General features: G+C 30.9%; 18 protein-coding genes, 1 riboswitch and 1 other annotated feature. All 18 genes read right to left on the bottom strand.

Annotated elements, in window-relative coordinates; all coding sequences use genetic code 11:
* Window positions 1-5: 5 nt before the first annotated feature.
* Window positions 6-980, bottom strand: a complete 975-nt coding sequence (gene hemB / locus HMPREF2881_RS04925) for a porphobilinogen synthase (RefSeq protein WP_002448944.1) — start codon at window positions 978-980, stop codon at window positions 6-8.
* Complete coding sequence (locus tag HMPREF2881_RS04920; protein ID WP_002448958.1) at window positions 980-1,651, bottom strand: uroporphyrinogen-III synthase; 672 nt, start codon at window positions 1,649-1,651, stop codon at window positions 980-982. The genes hemB and HMPREF2881_RS04920 overlap by 1 nt, the downstream gene beginning before the upstream one ends.
* A 31-nt stretch (window positions 1,652-1,682) precedes the next feature.
* Window positions 1,683-2,615 (bottom strand): hydroxymethylbilane synthase, encoded by a 933-nt coding sequence (hemC, locus tag HMPREF2881_RS04915; RefSeq protein WP_002448971.1) that lies wholly within the window; start codon window positions 2,613-2,615, stop codon window positions 1,683-1,685.
* A 28-nt stretch (window positions 2,616-2,643) separates the two neighbouring features.
* Complete coding sequence (gene ccsA, locus HMPREF2881_RS04910; protein ID WP_002448932.1) at window positions 2,644-3,456, bottom strand: cytochrome c biogenesis protein CcsA; 813 nt, start codon at window positions 3,454-3,456, stop codon at window positions 2,644-2,646.
* Window positions 3,457-3,477: 21 nt separating this feature from the next.
* Window positions 3,478-4,815 carry a glutamyl-tRNA reductase gene (hemA, locus tag HMPREF2881_RS04905; protein ID WP_002488006.1) on the bottom strand — a complete coding sequence of 446 codons (1,338 nt, stop codon included), beginning with the start codon at window positions 4,813-4,815 and terminating at the stop codon, window positions 3,478-3,480.
* Between the two features lie 136 nt (window positions 4,816-4,951).
* Window positions 4,952-5,542, bottom strand: coding sequence for a ribosome biogenesis GTP-binding protein YihA/YsxC (gene yihA / locus HMPREF2881_RS04900; RefSeq protein ID WP_002448982.1), 591 nt, complete (start codon window positions 5,540-5,542; stop codon window positions 4,952-4,954).
* 151 nt (window positions 5,543-5,693) lie between these two features.
* Window positions 5,694-6,956 (bottom strand): ATP-dependent Clp protease ATP-binding subunit ClpX, encoded by a 1,263-nt coding sequence (clpX, locus tag HMPREF2881_RS04895; protein WP_002448985.1) that lies wholly within the window; start codon window positions 6,954-6,956, stop codon window positions 5,694-5,696.
* A 157-nt stretch (window positions 6,957-7,113) separates the two neighbouring features.
* Complete coding sequence (gene tig / locus HMPREF2881_RS04890; protein ID WP_002455227.1) at window positions 7,114-8,430, bottom strand: trigger factor; 1,317 nt, start codon at window positions 8,428-8,430, stop codon at window positions 7,114-7,116.
* A gap of 154 nt (window positions 8,431-8,584) precedes the next feature.
* Complete coding sequence (locus HMPREF2881_RS04885) at window positions 8,585-9,502, bottom strand: hypothetical protein (RefSeq protein ID WP_002448991.1); 918 nt, start codon at window positions 9,500-9,502, stop codon at window positions 8,585-8,587.
* A 12-nt stretch (window positions 9,503-9,514) separates the two neighbouring features.
* Entirely contained in the window at window positions 9,515-10,126 is a 612-nt protein-coding gene (locus tag HMPREF2881_RS04880; protein WP_002448986.1) for an NUDIX domain-containing protein, read from the bottom strand.
* 182 nt (window positions 10,127-10,308) lie between these two features.
* A complete protein-coding gene (gene rplT, locus HMPREF2881_RS04875) occupies window positions 10,309-10,665 on the bottom strand; it encodes a 50S ribosomal protein L20 (protein WP_002448983.1) in 357 nt (118 codons plus the stop codon).
* Between the two features lie 53 nt (window positions 10,666-10,718).
* Window positions 10,719-10,919 (bottom strand): 50S ribosomal protein L35, encoded by a 201-nt coding sequence (gene rpmI / locus HMPREF2881_RS04870; RefSeq protein WP_002448990.1) that lies wholly within the window; start codon window positions 10,917-10,919, stop codon window positions 10,719-10,721.
* A gap of 27 nt (window positions 10,920-10,946) precedes the next feature.
* On the bottom strand, window positions 10,947-11,474 hold the full coding sequence (gene infC, locus HMPREF2881_RS04865) for a translation initiation factor IF-3 (RefSeq protein WP_002448994.1): 528 nt from the start codon (window positions 11,472-11,474) through the stop codon (window positions 10,947-10,949).
* A 23-nt stretch (window positions 11,475-11,497) separates the two neighbouring features.
* Window positions 11,498-11,625 (bottom strand) — a sequence feature (ribosomal protein L20 leader region).
* A gap of 62 nt (window positions 11,626-11,687) precedes the next feature.
* The gene (locus HMPREF2881_RS04860; RefSeq protein ID WP_002448996.1) at window positions 11,688-13,181 is read right to left on the bottom strand and encodes an amino acid permease; all 1,494 of its coding nucleotides are present in this window, start codon (window positions 13,179-13,181) and stop codon (window positions 11,688-11,690) included.
* Between the two features lie 152 nt (window positions 13,182-13,333).
* Window positions 13,334-13,509: riboswitch (Lysine riboswitch) on the bottom strand.
* Between the two features lie 48 nt (window positions 13,510-13,557).
* Window positions 13,558-15,495, bottom strand: a complete 1,938-nt coding sequence (thrS, locus tag HMPREF2881_RS04855; RefSeq protein ID WP_002455226.1) for a threonine--tRNA ligase — start codon at window positions 15,493-15,495, stop codon at window positions 13,558-13,560.
* 310 nt (window positions 15,496-15,805) lie between these two features.
* Window positions 15,806-16,726 (bottom strand): primosomal protein DnaI, encoded by a 921-nt coding sequence (dnaI, locus tag HMPREF2881_RS04850; RefSeq protein ID WP_002487984.1) that lies wholly within the window; start codon window positions 16,724-16,726, stop codon window positions 15,806-15,808.
* Window positions 16,727-18,097, bottom strand: coding sequence for a replication initiation and membrane attachment family protein (locus HMPREF2881_RS04845; protein ID WP_070653672.1), 1,371 nt, complete (start codon window positions 18,095-18,097; stop codon window positions 16,727-16,729). It abuts the gene before it with no gap.
* A complete protein-coding gene (nrdR, locus tag HMPREF2881_RS04840) occupies window positions 18,098-18,568 on the bottom strand; it encodes a transcriptional regulator NrdR (RefSeq protein WP_002448939.1) in 471 nt (156 codons plus the stop codon).
* Window positions 18,569-18,710: the final 142 nt, after the last annotated feature.

The raw sequence follows: 18,710 nt of genomic DNA, 5'->3' as shown, positions 1-18,710 counted from the left end.
AACCATTATTTATCTAAGTAACGACAAATATCTTTCGCGAAATAAGTAATAATCATATCTGCGCCCGCACGTTTCATTGATACCATTTGTTCCATAACCACACGTTCTTCATCTATCCAACCATTTTGAGATGCTGCTTTAGTCATAGCATATTCACCACTAACATTATAAGCAATAACAGGAATATTAGTGTTATTTTTTACATCTCTAACAATATCTAAATAACTTAAAGCTGGTTTGACAATCATCATGTCTGCGCCTTCTTTTAAGTCACTTTCTAATTCTCTTAGTGCTTCTAAACGATTAGCTGGATCCATTTGATACGTTTTTCTATCTCCAAATGAAGGAGCTGAATCTGCAGCATCTCTAAATGGTCCAAAGAAACTAGAAGCATATTTAATGCCATAGCTCATAATTGGAATATTATAATAACCAGCTTCATCTAAACCTTGTCGAATTTCGGTAACAAAACCATCCATCATATTACTTGGAGCAATAATGTCAGCGCCAGCTTCGACTTGAGAAATTGCTGTTTTAACTAATAATGGTAAAGATTTGTCATTATCAACATCATGCGTATGATCATCAATGATACCGCAATGACCATGATCCGTATATTCACATAAACAAGTATCAGCAACGATTAATAAATCTTTATGAAGTTTTTTTGCTCTACGTGTTGCCTCTTGAACAATGCCATTATGATCGTATGCACCAGAACCCACATCATCTTTTTCATTAGGTACGCCAAAGAACATAATCGCTCTAATACCTAAATCATATGCTTCATTAATTTCATCATCTAATAGATTTAAACTTATTTGATATACACCAGGTAACGATTTAATTTCGCTTCTAACATTATCTTTTTCTACTACAAAAATTGGATAAATTAAATCTTCTTTTCTAACATGATTTTCTCTTACTAAACTTCTCATTGTAGCTGAAGAGCGTAATCTTCTATGTCTATCGAATTTCATTATTTATTCCTACTTTCTAAAAATGTGTTTATTAATGCTTCAGAAGTTTGTTTATCTGCAATATAAGGTTCATAACCATAGGCTCTAATGCTATTTGCAGTTTGTTGACCTATAGCATAGTAATTTTTAAAATGCTTAGGAAATGCCTCACTAAAATAATAACGCACTGCAGATGAACTTGAAAATGTTAATGCTTCAACTTGATTATGTTGAATTAGATTGATAACTTCAATAATATTCTCTCTATCCGCTATAGGTGTATACAAGTCAATTTTCACAACATTATTATGTTCAGCGAGAGTTTGTTGCAATTTTGGTCTTGCCTGTGCACTGCTCGGAATTAAAATAGAAGATTTTTCTAGATTTAATCCTTCTAATAAACCTTCTTGAGAATAATCGTTAGGTATAAAATCTATATTTATACCTAATTGTTTACATAACTGCGCAGTTTTAGCGCCTACTACTGCAATATGTTTTACATTCACGTACTCTAAATATTTATAAAATAAATGTACGGCATTTTTTGAAGAAAAAATAAGCCAGTCATAATTATCATGCAAGAGTTGAGTATCAAATTCAAGTGATTGAATTTTAATAAATGGCTTATGAATGACTTCTACCATATCACTCTGTACTTTACTCGTTTGCGTCATAACTATCACTGGTTTCATCTAACTGTAACACCTCTACTAAGATTTAGTATTAATGTGATGCTTCTTCGTTTAATTTTCTTATAATTTCATACGCACCTTGTTCTTTAAGTATCTCACTTACTCTGTTCCCTAATTTTACAGGGTCAGTTCCTACTTCAGTATGTTCATAACGTTCCTTACCATCTGGTGTCATGATTAAGCCTGTAAACTCAATTTCATTGTTATTGTTATAATTCGCATATCCACCAATTGGAACTTGACAACTTCCATCCATTGAAGCTAAAAATGTTCGTTCGGCCGTTACACAATTTGCAACTTCATTATTGTGAACTTTTTGAAGTAACTCGAGAAGTTCAATATCGTTACTACGGCACTCAATGCCAAGAGCACCTTGACCGATTGCAGGTAGTAATGTGTCTTTATCTAAATAAGTTGTTACTACGTCATCAGACCAACCCATACGTTTGAGTCCTGCTGCTGCTAAAATAATCGCATCATAATCTTCTGTTTCTAATTTATTTAAACGTGTATCAATATTACCACGAATCCATTTAATTTTTAGATGAGGATATTTAGATAATATTTGTGCACCTCTTCTTAATGAACTTGTACCAACTATACTATTCTTAGGAAGTTCTTCTAATGGTACGTGATTTTTGGCAATATAGGCATCAAATGGTATTTCTCTATCAGGAATACAACCTAATGTTAAACCTTCTGGAATAATACTAGGAACATCTTTTAATGAGTGTATTGCCATATCGATATCGTTGTTAAATAGTTCATTTTGAATCTCTTTAACAAATAGGCCTTTTCCTCCAACCTTAGATAGTTGTTGATTCACAATTCGATCTCCCTTTGTGACAATCTCTTTAATTTCGATTTCTAAAGATGGATCAATGGCTTTTAATTTATCAATGAATTGTTTACTTTGTGTTAAAGCAAGTTTACTTCTACGTGAACCCACAACTAATTTACGCATAAACAAGGCCTCCTACATAAGTTTTCTTTTAATTAAAATGAGTAGTGAAGAATAAATTCACCATACATAGGCAAAATATCATAATATTAAAATAAATTAAATTAATTGAGATGATTTTCTTTTTTAAATACATAACGATATATACTGTATAAAGAAGCGTAATAATGACAGACAACATAACCTTCGGATCCTTAAATATTGCTATACCAACCGCATAGATTCCCCATTGAGCAATTAAAATTACACTCAATATTAATATTACTAAACCGCCCAAAGTTGAAAAAAATATAATTTTTTCAAGAGTTGCTACACTGCCAATTCTAAAATATTTCTGATTAAAGTTTTTTTCTTTAAGGTTTTTATATTGAATGATATATAGCAATGCATTTACAAATGCAAGTGCAAAAAAAGCATAACTCAATACTGCAAGCCCTACATGTACAAGTAATAATTCATTTATAACTTGTACTTTTTGTATACTGTTTGTATAGTGTTCAGGTCTAAATGTATTCATCGTTAATAAGATAAATCCAATTACATTCAAAAAAAACACAGAAAAACTTAGAACTTTAATAATATTTAAAACTAAAGAAATAGAAATAATCATCCATGACAAGAAGAAAAAAACATCAAATATGGAATTAAACAATACATCACTATGCGAAGTAATATACATAGACAAAGAGATTGTTTGTAAAAACCAAACAATCCCTAAGGCATAAATTCCAAGTACTCTAATCTTATGACTCTTCCGAACAAAGTCTATAAAATAACAAAGAATGCTAATTAAATATACAATTAATATAATTTCATGAAATCTAATAAATAGCGTTTCTTGCATATTATCACCATTTTAATATGCTTATTCAAAACTAAAGATATGTCGTACTGAAAGTTCCTTTTCTTTTTTACGTTCTTTCACTGCTTTATAAGGATCTTCGGCTTCAATATCAAATATATTTTGAAATAGCTCTAATTTTTCATTACTTTTTTTATCGTTACTCAATTCCTTAGCCTGTTTAATTGGATCTTTCAACATTTGATTAATAATACTTTTAGTATGTTTAGAAATGACTGTTCGTTCTCGTTCAGATAGATTCGGTAATTTTCTATCGATACTATCCATTGTTTCAGCTTGAATAGTCATTGCTTTTTCACGTAAAGCTCTTATTACAGGAACTACACCCAACATATTTACCCAATCATTATGTGCTTTAATTTCAGCAGGAATTTCATTAGAAATAGCTTCAGCCGCCATTTGTCGTTCTTTTAAATTAGCATCAACTAAACCTTTTAAATCATCTACATCATAATTAAATACGTCATCACTTAAATTATGACATGGTTCAATATCTCGTGGTACTGCAATGTCTAATAATAATAATTTAGATTTTCTATATGATAGTGCCTGATTAATCATACTTTTAGTAATAATATAATCTGGTGAACTAGTAGAACTAATAACAATATCAGTTGAAGTTAATAAACTAGGTAAAGATTCTAGCTTATCATAACTAACTTGATGTTTTTCAGCTAAAATTCTAGCTTTACTTTCTGTTCGATTTACAATTGTAATATGATTAATGCCTGAGCCGAGTAAATTTAATAACGACAATTCACTCATTTCACCTGCACCAATAATAACAGCATGTTTATTTTTTAATTTACCTAATACTTTTTTTGATAATTCCACAGCAGCATATGAAACACTTACAGCATTATCTGCGATATCTGTTTCATTATGTGCTTTTTTAGCAAAAGTAATTGCTTGTTTAAATAGATGATTAAAGATAGTTCCAGTTGTTTTTAAATCTTGCGCTAAGAAAAATGCATCACGCATTTGGCCTAAAATTTGTGTTTCTCCTAACACAATTGAATCTAAACCTGAAGTTACACGCAATAGATGTTCTACTGCTTCGTCCCCCACTTTAACTTCAGACATTGCTTTAATATCATCTACTTCAAATCCAAATGAACGAGCTAAAAATCGTTGAATATAATATCGTCCTGTATGAATTTGATCCACTACAGCATATACTTCTGTACGATTACATGTCGATAATATTACATTTTCTAAAATTGCTTTAGTTTCGAATAAATCTTCATTGGCTAATCGTAAGGCATCATCTCTAAAAGCAACTTGCTCTCTTAAAGCTACATCAGCAGTACGATGATTTATGCTAATAGCAATAAAATGCATTTATAACGCCCTCCATATACTAACAATATCGTTAGTATAACACATTTTAGAATGAATTTAAGTTTGATGCTCAAATAAATTAGAAACATTCTAATGTGAAGTCAAAATTTCGTCACTTAATTACAAGATATGTCTTTTAATTTATATAATTAGCAATAATATCCCAAATGTATTGCTGTTTAGAATTTTGAATAGAAGAGTAACTTATAATTGTATCGTTTGGATCTAAATCTAATTTTTGTTTTATATTTTTTATATGTTTTTGAACTTTACCTTTCGCAATTTTATCTTCCTTAGTACAAATGACTAGTGTTGGCAGATCGAAATGTTTTAAATAATTATACATTAATACATCATCTTCGGTAGGATTATGTCGTAAATCTACAAGTTGAATGACTAAACCTAGATTTTCTCGTTTAGTTAAATACTCTTCTATCATTTTCCCAAATTTTTCACGCTGTGATTTACTTACTTTTGCATATCCATATCCAGGAACATCAACAAAAATAAGTTGTTCATCAATATTATAGAAGTTTAGAGTTTGCGTTTTTCCAGGCTGTTGTGAAGTACGAGCCATATTTTTTCTACCAATCATACTATTAATAAAAGAGGACTTACCCACATTAGAACGTCCACTTAAAGCGATTTCAGTTAAATTGGTTTCAGGATATTGTTCTTCTTTCACTGCACTAATCATTAATTCTATATTATTTGGGTTAATATTCATATTCAAACACCTCTTCATTATTATAGCTGCTTTATTATAATATAAATGTTTAAAAATCTAAAATTTTAAAAAAATGATATGTATAAAAATAAGGAAGCAGTTTCGAACTCAAATGAATTCTATCACCACTTCCTTATTATATGGTTGATAATTAAGCTGAAGTTTTAGTACCGTTCAATAAATTACCTTCTGAATCATACATTTCAGGCTCGATTTCCTCATTAATTGTTTGAGCAGTTACTACAACTTTAGCAACATCACTTGTTGAAGGTACATCATACATAATATCAATTAAAGATTCTTCTATAATTGATCGTAATCCACGTGCTCCAGTTTTTCGTTCAATTGCTTTTTCACTGACTGCTGCCAAAGCTTCTTCAGTAAATTCTAATTCAACGTTATCAAGAGCTAACATTTTTGTATATTGCTTAACTAACGCGTTTTTAGGTTGCGTTAAAATATTTTTAAGCGCTTCAACATCTAATGTTTCTAAATTAGCAACTATTGGTACACGTCCAATAAATTCTGGAATTAAACCATATGCTTGTAAATCTTCAGGACGAATTTGTGCTAATAAAGCTTCTTCATCATACTTATCTGCTTCATTGCTAGCAAAACCGATAACTTTTTCACCTAAACGGCGTTTAATGACTTCATCAATACCATCAAACGCACCACCTAATATAAATAGAATATTAGTTGTGTCAATTTGAATCAATTCTTGGTTAGGATGTTTACGGCCACCTTGAGGTGGTACACTTGCTGTTGTACCTTCTAAGATTTTAAGTAATGCTTGTTGTACACCTTCACCAGAAACATCACGCGTAATTGATGTATTTTCAGATTTTCTAGCAATTTTATCAATTTCGTCTACATAAATAATTCCTTTTTCTGCTTTATCAATGTCAAAATCAGCAGCTTGAATCAAACGTAATAAAATATTTTCAACATCATCACCAACATAACCTGCTTCAGTTAAACTTGTCGCATCTGCAATAGCAAATGGTACATTCAATGTTTTAGCAAGTGTTTGTGCAAGTAAAGTTTTACCGCTACCCGTTGGTCCAATTAAGGCGATATTACTTTTTTGTAACTCAACATCATCTTCATTTGGACCCAATTGTTGAATACGTTTGTAATGATTGTAAACTGCCACTGCTAAAGATTTTTTAGCTTTTTCTTGGCCAATAACATATTCATTTAAATGGTCCATAATTTCTTTAGGCGTCGGTAATTCAGTAAATTCTTCTGAAGTAGCTTGAGCTAATTCTTCTTCAACAATTTCAGAACATAGTTCGATACATTCATTACAAATATATACACCACTGCCTGCTACTAATTTTTTAACTTGATCTTGGTCCTTACCACAGAAAGAACATTTTAAATTTTCTTCATCTTCATTAAATTTAAACATTCATTTACACCTCTATCCTTAAACGACTATACTAGATAGCATTCTACAATGCAAATTGATAGTTAACAACTAAAATGCTTAAAACATATAGTAGCAGATACATATAATGATGCACCTGCTACTTATTTTTTAAACTTTATATCAATTTAAAAGTTTATTATTTGTCTTCTTTTTTATCGTCTTTAGCTGAATCAACATATTTAGCATTGTCTCTTAATAAATCAATTACTTTTTGAATACGTACATCATTTTTAATGATATCAGTATTACCAAGAGTTTGTTTAATATCTTCTACTGAGATATTAAATTGACTGCTCATTTTTTCTAATTCTTTATCAATATCTTCATCTGTGACTTCGATATTTTCTTCATCTGCAATTGCTGATAATGTTAAGTTTGTTTTAACACGTTGCTCTGCATCGTCTTTCATTTGTTCTCTTAATTGAGATTCATCTTGACCAGAAATTTGGAAGTAAGTTTGTAAGTCTAAACCTTGTTGTTGGATTCTTTGACCAAATTCTTGAACCATACGATCTAATTCAGTGTCAATCATAGCTTGTGGAATATCAATTGTTGTATTTTCAGTTGCTTTATTAATTGCTTCTTCTTTTTCCACATTTTCAGCATCTTGTGCTTTTTCTTCTGATAAACGTTTGCGTAAGTTTTCTTTATACTCATCTACTGAATTAGCATCTGAATCTAATTCATTTGCAATTTCATCAGTTAATTCGGGTACTTCTTTGTATTTAATTTCATTTACTTTAGTTTTGAATGTAGCTTCTTTACCAGCTAATTCTTCAGCGTGATATTCTTCTGGGAATGTTACAACAACATCTTTTTCTTCTCCAGTTTTAACGCCTACTAATTGATCTTCAAATCCTGGAATAAATGAACCTGAACCAATTTCTAAATCATAACCATCAGCTTGGCCACCTTCAAATTGTTCGCCATCTACATAACCATCAAAGTCAATATTTACAGTGTCTCCTTCTTCAACTGCACCATCTTCTTTAACTACCATATCAGCTAAATGACCTAAACTATGATCAATTGCATCTTGTAAATCCTTATCAGTTAATTCAGAATCTTGTTTTTCAATTTCAAGACCTTTATAATCTCCTAATTTAACTTCAGGTTCAACAGTCACTGTTGCTTCAAATTCGAAATCTTTACCTTTTTCAATTTGAGTTACATTAATTTCAGGTTGAGCGACTGGATTGATTTTAGTTTCTTCAATAGCTTCACCATAAGCTTCAGGTAAAAGAATATCTACTGCATCTTGATATAATGCTTCAACGCCAAAACGTTGTTCGAAAATTGGACGAGGCACTTTACCTTTACGGAAACCAGGCACGTTAATTTGTTTAACCACTTTTTTAAATGCTTGATCTAATGCTTTATTTACCTTTTCTGCTGGAACAGTAACTTTTAATAAACCTTCGTTACCTTCTTTTTTTTCCCAAGTTGCTGTCATGTATAAATACCTCCATGCTTACATTTTTAATTTTTTCAACTTCCCTATTATATCATAGGTCCAATATGGACACAAACAATGTTTTATAGGCGATTTTAAATAATAATTCAACTTTACAGAATCATTTAAGTAAACTAAAATGATTTGCTCACATTTAATTATCTAACTGATAAATTAATGCTAATAATTCTTGATTTGCTTCACTTACTTCTATACCAATCATTGACTTAAAATAAACATCATAAGCTATTATCCAATCTTCTTCATTAAAAAGTGAAAATATATCAAGTGGATATAGTTTTATTGAATGATTATTCATCACATACTGAGCTTCATTTTGTATATTCAAAGCTCCATTTTCTAATCTATCGAGAACTTTGGGAATAACAGTAGTTTTCATATCTGTGTGTTCTAAACCTTTTAATGTTGTAGGTAAGATGTTGACTTCATAACCATACTTCTCAATTTTTATTTCACTATCATAATTTGAAAAACGTAAATACTCAAGCATGAGACTTTTCAAATTATAAGATTCTACTTGATTAGATAATAAAAAAGCAACCGTCTTTCTGAATTCATAATGTCCGTTATCAATGAGTTTAATCATTAATTTAGTTTGACGATTTAAATCTAAACTAGTAAATTCTGATAATAATTGACTAGAAAGTTTCTTGTCTTCATCTAATTTAGATTGTGCATATTCTTTTAATGGAAAGAGTGCCATTCTAGTTTTATGTTCTTTCACTTCGTTAATGATTTGATTAATGACTTCAATTGCTTCATAATTCTGATTTAAACCTATTAATGCTTTAATATAGAAAATAATCAGTTCGTCGTAATGAGGTATACCTTTTTTTAAGAAAATAATTGCTTCTTCTCTTAATTCTAAATATAACCCTAATTCATTTAACATGTCACATTTAATCAAAGATAATTGATTATCTAATTCGAATGAGGCTTCATATATATCAAACAATTGATACATTTCTTTATATTTATTTTGTTGTTGTGCATTTAAAATATTATGATATAATTTTTGCTTTGATTGAGGAAAAGGGATAATATCAGACATATTGAGCCCCCTTTATTTTAAATCTTTTAAAATTAACGCACTCCATGATTCAAAATGATTTAAATCATTTATTTCATCTTGTGATACCCAATTAATTTTTAAAGTGTCGGTTTCTCTAACTTCTACATCACTAGATTTCACCTTAATTTTGAAAACAACACCTATATGAACTTTACCTACCGCATTAGTATCATCATTAATAAAACCAATATATTCTATATTTTGAGATCTATCTTCAGATAATCCTACTTCTTCATTAAGTTCTCTTTGTGCATTCACTCTTAAAACTTCATTAATTGAATCGGCGCCAACAACATTATTCATATGTCCACCAACACCCACTGAAGACTGTCCGTGTAAGCGTTCTTCTCCGCCACCACTTAAACGTTGATATACTAAGATTTCATCATTTTCATTTTCTAAAAGACAATATGAAATAAGTTGTTTATAAGATGGATCTTCTTCCATATCTCCACGTCTTTTTACTTCATAATTTTTAAACGTATTAAATATTTCTTCACCTTGACCATCGTTTTTCGATAAGAATCCATTAAATGCATTTTTTTCATTATTAAATAATAATTCTCTTGATACGACGATGATTTGTTCATCAAATTTAGACATAGTTAACTCCTTGAAATTAATATTCTTTTTTAATAGTTTAACAAACCAATGATTTAAATCACAATGATATTTAACTGGTTCGTTTACTTATCATAATTCTATTAAAGAATATTTGATGAATAAAAGTAAATAAAAAAAGCCAATAAGGTTTTATAGTTACCTTATTGGCTTTTAAATATGAATTATTTTAAAGCATCTTTAGCTTTTGATACTAATTCACCGAAAGCTTTATCGTCTGAAATAGCAATTTCAGAAAGCATTTTACGGTTAATGTTAATGTCAGCCTTTTTCAAGCCGTTCATTAAACGAGAATAGCTGATGTCATGTTGACGTGCAGCTGCATTAATACGTGTAATCCATAATTTACGGAAATCACGTTTACGTTGACGACGGTCACGGAATGCGTATTGACCTGATTTCATCACTTGTTGTTTTGCTACTTTATATAATGTATGTTTTGAACCGAAGTAACCTTTAGCTAATTTAATCGTTTTTTTACGACGTGCTCTTGTTACTGTTCCACCTTTAACTCGTGGCATGTTAAATTCCTCCTTAAATATATCGCTTTATCATCGTTCGAAAGTAATATTAATTATTTTTTGTAAGCTAATAATTGTTTTACGCGTTTCATATCGCTTTTAGATACTAGTTTAGCTTTACGTAATTTACGTTTTTGTTTAGTATTTTTATTTGCAAATAAGTGAGATGTGAAAGCTCTAGAACGTTTTAATTGACCTGAACCAGTTCTTTTAACACGTTTAGCTGCTCCACGGTGAGTTTTCATTTTTGGCATGATTCATTTCCTCCTAATAAAAGTAAATTATTTTTCGTTTACAGGCGCTAACATAATAAACATTTGGCGCCCTTCCATTTTAGGTTTTTGTTCAACAGTGGCAATATCTTTACATTCGTCTGCAAATTTTTCTAAAACACGTTGACCAATTTCTTTGTGTGTAATTGCACGACCTCTGAAACGAATAGAAACTTTACATTTGTCACCTTTAGTTAAGAATTTACGTCCATTTTTTAACTTAGTTTGGAAATCGTGTTCCTCAATAGTTGGACTTAAACGAATTTCTTTAACATTGATAACTTTTTGTTTTTTCTTCATTTCTTTTTCTTTTTTCTGTTGTTCGAATTTATATTTACCATAATCCATAATTCTTGCAACAGGTGGTTTAGCATTTGGTGCAACAACTACTAAATCTAATTCAACTCTTTCAGCCATCTCAAGAGCTTCTCTTTTAGATTTAACACCAATTTGGTCACCATTTTGGCCAATTAAACGTAATTCTTTTGCGCGAATTTTTTCGTTAACTTGCGTTTGATTTTTTGCTATGGTTGACACCTCCCAAAATTTTACGAAATTTTCCCAAGCAAAAAGAGCGGACAATATTTGCCCGCTCTTCACTCATACACAATAATTGTGTGACATGATTAACCTGCCAACAGCTTTTTGCGTCGCTACAGGTGAGAAACGGGTGTTTCTACTTGGTTCGTTTCGTAATCAACGATACTAATCATATCAAGTTTTATTAAGCATGTCAATTGTTTTTTGAAATTAGTGATGTTTTACTTCATTCATTGAGACATCTTGGCTTAAATCAACTTCTTCAAGAGGTATTTTTTTAGTTTTATATCTTAATTTATGATAAATAAAGAATACTAAAAATACTGGAATACCCATATACGTAATAATAAATCGATTAAGATCAAAGTGCCCTGTTTTAATGAAATCCACATCTTGTCCAACAATCACAATCACACACAATATACCTGCAAATATTGGACCGAATGGGAACCATTTCGCTTTATATTTCAATTCTGATTTACGATGATGTTGAACATTAAATGCTCGTCTAAAGCGATAGTGACTTACTGCAATACCTACCCAAGCAATAAAGCCTGTCATACCACTGGCAGCTACAATGTATTCATAAGCATTTCCGCTTAATTTTTGTACTAAGAAAATAACGACTACAAGTACACCAGTAGCAATCAATGATAAATATGGCACGCCGTGTTTATTCGTTTTACCAAACGAAGCGAATGCTAATTTATCTTTACTCATTGAATATAACATACGTGTTGATGCATACATCCCTGAATTACCAGCTGATAATACTGAAGTTAAAATAACTGCATTCATAAATGAAGCAGCAAATGCTAAGCCTGCATTTTTAAAGACAAGCGTAAATGGAGATGTTGCAACATCGTTATCTCCACCCATTAAAGCATTACTATTATAAGGAATTAACATACCAATAACAAAGATGGCTAAGATGTAAAATAATAATATTCTCCAAAAAACTTGTTTAATTGCTTTTGGGACAGCACGTTCTGGATTCTCAGATTCTCCAGCAGTAATACCTATTAATTCAGTACCTTGGAATGAGAAACCAGCAACTAAGAATACACCTAGGATTGAAAGTAAACTACCGCCAAGATTTCCACCTAGGATTGGCCCATCACCTTTAGTAAATGTTTCAAATCCTACAAAATGTCCACCCATAATTCCTAATATAGTTAAAATACCAATAATTATAAAAATAATTACTGTAATCACTTTTATAAGTGCAAACCAATATTCACTTTCACCATATACTCTTACAGATAAAGAGTTTAATGCGAAAATAATAACTATAAAGATACAACTCCATACCCATGCTGGTATCCCTGCCATAGGTGTCCAATACTGAATGACTTGCGCTGCAATAGTTACATCTGCCGCTACAGTAATTACCCAGTTAAACCAATAGTTCCAACCTAATGCGAATCCTAATGATGGATCTACAAATCGTGTTGCATAGGTACTAAATGAACCTGAAACAGGTAAATACGTAGCCATTTCTCCTAAAGAAGTCATTAAAAAGAATACCATAGCTCCAATAATTGCATATGCAATAAGCGCACCTAATGCACCAGCATCGTGAATAGCACCACCTGATGTCATAAATAGGCCTGTACCAATACAGCCTCCCATTGCAATCATAGAGATATGACGATCTTTTAACCCTCTCTTCATACCGCTATCTTGATTTTCAACTTTACTCATATAAGCTCCCTTTCTTAATGTAGAGGTTAGCTAAGTATTTATTTGTTATGTGAAGATAATTAACATATTTAATTTTTATAAATGATATGTTAATCAAATTACAAATTAAAAAATAGGTACATACCGTTAAGATATGCACCCATTACTTAATCTATGTCGGTAGCACATCACAAACTGTGACAGTACAGTTTCTATTCGATAACTGTCCCAACAAATCATAAGTATGGTTATCATTTGTTTCGGCACCTTTACCTTTCATACTTTCAACATACGTTCCATATCAACTTCTGAAGTATTACTTTTTAAAGATGCAACCTCTAACTCATTTTTATTTAACTACTTTGTAATATACATTAAGGATATTATTTTATCAAGACTATCTACGTCTTTTTAGACGAATTTCATCTACTAAGTTCCAGATAAATTCATCTCTTTCTATTGTTTCTTGATCTTGTGAGCCATACTTACGAACATTTACTTCGTTGTTTTCAACTTCTTTATCTCCTACTACAATTTGATAAGGAATTTTTTGCATTTGTGCCTCTCGAATTTTATAGCCCATTTTTTCGTTACGATCATCAATTTCTACACGAACACCTTGAGATTTTAATTCATCTTGTAAATTTCTCGCATAGTCGTAATGTAAATCTACATTTACTGGAATAATCTCAACTTGTTTTGGAGCTAACCATGTTGGGAAAGCACCTTTAGTTTCTTCAGTTAAGAAAGCTACAAAACGTTCCATAGTTGAAACTACGCCACGATGAATAACAACAGGTCGGTGATTTTCACCATCACTACCAATATAAGAAAGATCAAATCGTTCAGGTAGTAAGAAATCAAGTTGTGCAGTTGAAAGGGTTTCTTCTTTACCCATTGCAGTTTTAACTTGAACATCTAATTTAGGACCATAGAATGCTGCTTCTCCAATAGCTTCAACATATGGTAAGCCCATTTCATCTACTGCTTCTTTAAGCATAGACTCAGCTTTATTCCACATGTCATCATCGTCCATATATTTTTCTTTATCTTCAGGATCTCTGTAACTTAATCTGAATGTGTAATCTTCAAAACCAAAGTCTTCATAAACATCTTGTATCATATGAACAACGCGTTTGAATTCATCTTTAATTTGGTCAGGACGTACAAAGATATGAGAATCATTTAAAGTCATACCTCTTACACGTTGTAAGCCTGATACTGCACCACTTGCTTCATATCTATGCATAGTACCTAATTCAGCAATACGAATTGGTAATTCACGATAAGAATGTGGTTTATTATTATAAACCATCATATGATGTGGACAGTTCATTGGACGTAATACCATTTCTTCAGTTTCATCTAATTTCATTGGTGGGAACATATCATCTCTATAGTGATCCCAATGACCTGAAGTTTTATAAAGTTCAACGTTAGCTAGAACTGGGGTATATACATGATCATATCCCATGCTTACTTCCTTATCTACAATATAACGTTCAATTTCACGGCGAATTGTTGCACCATTTGGTAACCATAGTGGAAGACCAGCACCAACAAGTTGATTATTTGTAAATAATTCTAAATCTTTACCAATACGACGATGATCACGTTCACGACGTTCCTCTAACATGTCTAAATGTGCTTTTAAATCTTTTTTATCAAAGAAAGCAGTACCATATATACGTTGTAACATTTTATTGTCGCTATCCCCACGCCAATATGCACCTGCAGTAGAAAGAAGTTTAAATTCTTTAATTTTTGAAGTTGATGGCACATGAACACCACGGCATAAATCTGTAAATTCACCTTGAGTATATAATGTTACATTCTCATCTTCAGGAATTGCATCTATTAATTCTAATTTATATGGATCATCTTTAAAGAAATCTTTTGCTTCTTCACGAGAAACCACTTTACGTTCAATTTTATAATTTTCGTTAACAATTTGTTTCATTGTTTTTTCGATTTTTTCAAAGTCATCTGATGATACTTTTTCATCCATGTCAAAGTCGTAGTAAAAACCGCCTTCAATCACTGGACCAACACCGAATTTAACATCTCCATAAATTCGTTTTAATGCTTGAGCCATTAAATGAGCAGTTGAATGACGTAATACCTCTAGAGCTTCATCACTACCAGGTGTAACAATTTCAATTGCCCCATCTTCTTCAAGTGGACGAGTTAAATCAACGAGTTGATTATTAAATTTTCCTGCTACTGCTTTTTTTCGAAGTCCAGGACTAATTGATTGTGCAATGTCTTCTGTAGTAGTTCCTTTATCAAATGATTTTGAATTGCCATCTGGAAACTTAATATTAATTTGTTCCATATCGAAACCCTCCATAAATTTTATTCTATGATCGCTGAAGAAAATAAAAAAACTCCTCCCTATAAAAGGGACGAGTTCGTCGCGGTACCACCCTAGTTATCTAGATGTATTCTAGATATCTCTTCATAAGATAACGGTCTTGAGCCGGATACTGATTACCAGCATCTAAATATGAAGGAGTAATAATTTAATATATCAACCAAATTCTCATCAATTGTTGGCTTGCTGTATGATAGAGATTAAATTATCATATCTTCATTTATTTCAACGATTTAGATTTATCTTTATTATACATCACACATTGTAAATTTCAATTATTTCGTAAATTTTTTCCATCTAAATAAAATTCATTTGCTAAACTTTTGATACGTTCGATAATTCGAGCAGCTTTCGTTATTTCTGCCCCTTTGTTTGATATAGATAAATGATGTTCTAATTCTTCCAAATTTAGATTTGAACTAAAGAATGTTGGTAATTCATGAACCATACGATAATGTAATAAGGGACCTATCACCTCATCCCTTACCCATGTTGTGACATCCTCAGCTCCGATATCATCTAACATTAATATATTTGCTTCTCGTATACGCTCTAACTTTTCATTATAACTCCCATCTTTAAAACCACCTTTTAGTATACGAATGTATTCAGGTAAATATACTATTGTAGATGGCACATGTTTTGACTTAAGCTGGTTTGCGATAGCTCCTAAAATAAAAGATTTGCCTGTTCCAAAAGGGCCATGTATATAAAGACCCTTAACGCGTTCACCGTTAACTAACTTTTTACAAATATCGTTAACTTCCATAGCTATTTCAAGTCGACTTCTATCGTTAGTATAGATATCTTTAACTTTTGCATTTAACGTATCTCGTTGCATGTGATGAGCAGTAATGAGTTGTGAACTTAAACGTTCTTCATCGTATTTAATTTTGCAAGGACATAATCGATAACGAACTTTAATACGCTCATTTTCTATATATAATTCTGGAATATGACCTTTAACAAAGTTTGGACAGTGTGCATAATCGTGACCATCGTAGTGTTTTTGTTGATCTTTATATTCTTGAAGTACATTTAAATCTTTATCAATCATTTCATTAGTAAGTTCTGACTGGTGTTGATTTAAAAATTGTTTAACATCAGAATCATTAATGACTTGATGTTTTATTTTAGCAATTCTTTTGTTTAAATTATCTTGATTTTTTATAAGTTTACTAAATGATTTCATCTAATCCTCCCAATCTTGTTCTAATTGAGCACGAAACGCTTCTCTATCTTTTTCAAATTGCGCATCATTATTGTTTGGTTTTTCATCTTGTTGGTTTTTATCTTTTAACCATTTTGGTGTTTTTTCTATTGATGCAACGTCACGTTGTTTATATTGACGTTTTGTTTTTTTAGTTATACTATCATTGATTTGTTGATTTGTTTTCAGCGCATAATCATATGCTTGTTGTACAGTTTTAATACCTAACTTTTTCCAATTTGAAGCGATTTCAAATATATAGGATTTAGGAAGTTTCATTTCATTCTTAAGCATTACAAATTGTAATAAAATATTAATTACACCAAATGACAATTTTTCACGCTCTATTAACTCTTCTACCATTCTTTTTTGTTGTAAAGTTGGTTCTGATTCAGACCAAGACGCTAACATATCAATAGGACTTGTGTTTTCTAATAACTTAAACCAACTATCACTTTCCTTTATATCATCAGTAGTCTCATTTGGACGCTGTGATTGTTCTAAATGATTAGAAGGATTAGCTTTAGTTTGTAACTTAGGAAGCTGTTGTTGATGCTCAATTAAGTAATGAGACCTTGCTTGTTTTCTCATCTCTTCAAATGATAACGTTTGATTTTGTGTGATAGAGTTAAGAATGATTCGTTTCATAGAAGTAGGCGTTAACCCATATAAAGTAGCCAATTGTAAAATTAATTGTTTTGCCTCTTTAGTAATAATTTCTCCACTTATAAAATGATGTTGTAACATATCTCTCAACATATCAAAGTCAAATGATTCATTATCTAAATCTATAGTAGCTGAATGATTTTCCTTTTGAATTGTTGAAGCATCAATAGATATATTTTTATGTGGAACTTTGAATACATCAGTAAATTTGCGCGTTACTTGCTGAAATTCTTTTAAATCTGGTTCATCTTTTTCAAAATACGCTTTTAAATCTTTATATCTTCGATTATCAACTTCATTGTATAGGTATATAGATAACATTGGATCATTAAAAAATTGGTATGCCGTTGGAGGTTGAATCAATTCATATATAAACAATGACTGATTACTATCATGTTTTACAAATGTTTTAATTAACCCAATGCCTTCAAGTAAATCCATATATTCACGGAATTCTAATAAATTTATTTTAAGCTCATTCATGATAGTGTAATGTGTGAGAATAGTATCTTCAACTTCATCGATAAATTGGTTCATGAAATGATATACACCAATAGCTTTAAAGCCAATTAACGGTATGTACAATCGATTTAATATCTCTAATTGTTGATGATTAAAGAAAAAATGTCGATATACTTTAAATCCATCGTGTGGACTTAAACCATACTCATAAGATTTAAAACTCATTTATGAATCACTCCGTTTGTTATCATCCAAAATACCTTGCATCGATGCTAGTAATTGATCCACATCTTTAAACTCTTTATATACTGACGCAAATCGTACATAAGAGACTTGATCTACATGCATGAGCAAATTCATTACATATTCACCTATATCTCTAGATGAAATTTCTGTATGACCTTTATCGCGTAATTGCCATTCTACTTTATTAGTAATGTCTTCCAATTGTTGATATCTAACTGGTCTTTTTTCACAAGATCTTACAAGACCATTTAATATTTTTTCTCTTAAAAATTGTTCACGTGTGCCATCTTTTTTGACCACAATAAGTGGACTCACTTCAATATGTTCAAATGTTGTAAATCTTGTCCCACAATTCTCACATTCACGTCTTCTACGTATTGCGTTAGCTTCATCAGCATGTCTTGAATCTACCACGCGTGAATGTGTGGCACTACATTTTGGGCATTTCATATCTGTCACCCTCTTGAATAGATTATGCTTCATTATACTATAAAAACGATTTATGACAAAAGAACTCATATGTATTGATAATAAATTGATACAACTTAGCTGTCTAAACCTATAATAAAATATAAAAAGGAAAGTGAAATAG

This window comes from Staphylococcus sp. HMSC057A08, assembly GCF_001812925.1.
Lineage (GTDB): Bacteria > Bacillota > Bacilli > Staphylococcales > Staphylococcaceae > Staphylococcus > Staphylococcus hominis.
This window is presented reverse-complemented; position numbering and strand designations above follow the sequence as displayed.

Bases quoted from the DNA above. Each gene is read 5' to 3' on its own strand.
- HMPREF2881_RS04920 (WP_002448958.1), bottom strand. From the start codon at position 1,651: ATGAAACCAGTGATAGTTATGACGCAAACGAGTAAAGTACAGAGTGAT.
- HMPREF2881_RS04885 (WP_002448991.1), bottom strand. From the start codon at position 9,502: ATGTCTGATATTATCCCTTTTCCTCAATCAAAGCAAAAATTATATCAT.
- HMPREF2881_RS04860 (WP_002448996.1), bottom strand. From the start codon at position 13,181: ATGAGTAAAGTTGAAAATCAAGATAGCGGTATGAAGAGAGGGTTAAAA.
- rplT (WP_002448983.1), bottom strand. From the start codon at position 10,665: ATGCCACGAGTTAAAGGTGGAACAGTAACAAGAGCACGTCGTAAAAAA.
- hemA (WP_002488006.1), bottom strand. From the start codon at position 4,815: ATGCATTTTATTGCTATTAGCATAAATCATCGTACTGCTGATGTAGCT.
- clpX (WP_002448985.1), bottom strand. From the start codon at position 6,956: ATGTTTAAATTTAATGAAGATGAAGAAAATTTAAAATGTTCTTTCTGT.
- thrS (WP_002455226.1), bottom strand. From the start codon at position 15,495: ATGGAACAAATTAATATTAAGTTTCCAGATGGCAATTCAAAATCATTT.
- hemB (WP_002448944.1), bottom strand. From the start codon at position 980: ATGAAATTCGATAGACATAGAAGATTACGCTCTTCAGCTACAATGAGA.
- tig (WP_002455227.1), bottom strand. From the start codon at position 8,430: ATGACAGCAACTTGGGAAAAAAAAGAAGGTAACGAAGGTTTATTAAAA.
- ccsA (WP_002448932.1), bottom strand. From the start codon at position 3,456: ATGCAAGAAACGCTATTTATTAGATTTCATGAAATTATATTAATTGTA.
- rpmI (WP_002448990.1), bottom strand. From the start codon at position 10,919: ATGCCAAAAATGAAAACTCACCGTGGAGCAGCTAAACGTGTTAAAAGA.
- yihA (WP_002448982.1), bottom strand. From the start codon at position 5,542: ATGAATATTAACCCAAATAATATAGAATTAATGATTAGTGCAGTGAAA.
- hemC (WP_002448971.1), bottom strand. From the start codon at position 2,615: ATGCGTAAATTAGTTGTGGGTTCACGTAGAAGTAAACTTGCTTTAACA.
- HMPREF2881_RS04845 (WP_070653672.1), bottom strand. From the start codon at position 18,097: ATGAGTTTTAAATCTTATGAGTATGGTTTAAGTCCACACGATGGATTT.
- HMPREF2881_RS04880 (WP_002448986.1), bottom strand. From the start codon at position 10,126: ATGTCTAAATTTGATGAACAAATCATCGTCGTATCAAGAGAATTATTA.
- nrdR (WP_002448939.1), bottom strand. From the start codon at position 18,568: ATGAAATGCCCAAAATGTAGTGCCACACATTCACGCGTGGTAGATTCA.
- dnaI (WP_002487984.1), bottom strand. From the start codon at position 16,726: ATGAAATCATTTAGTAAACTTATAAAAAATCAAGATAATTTAAACAAA.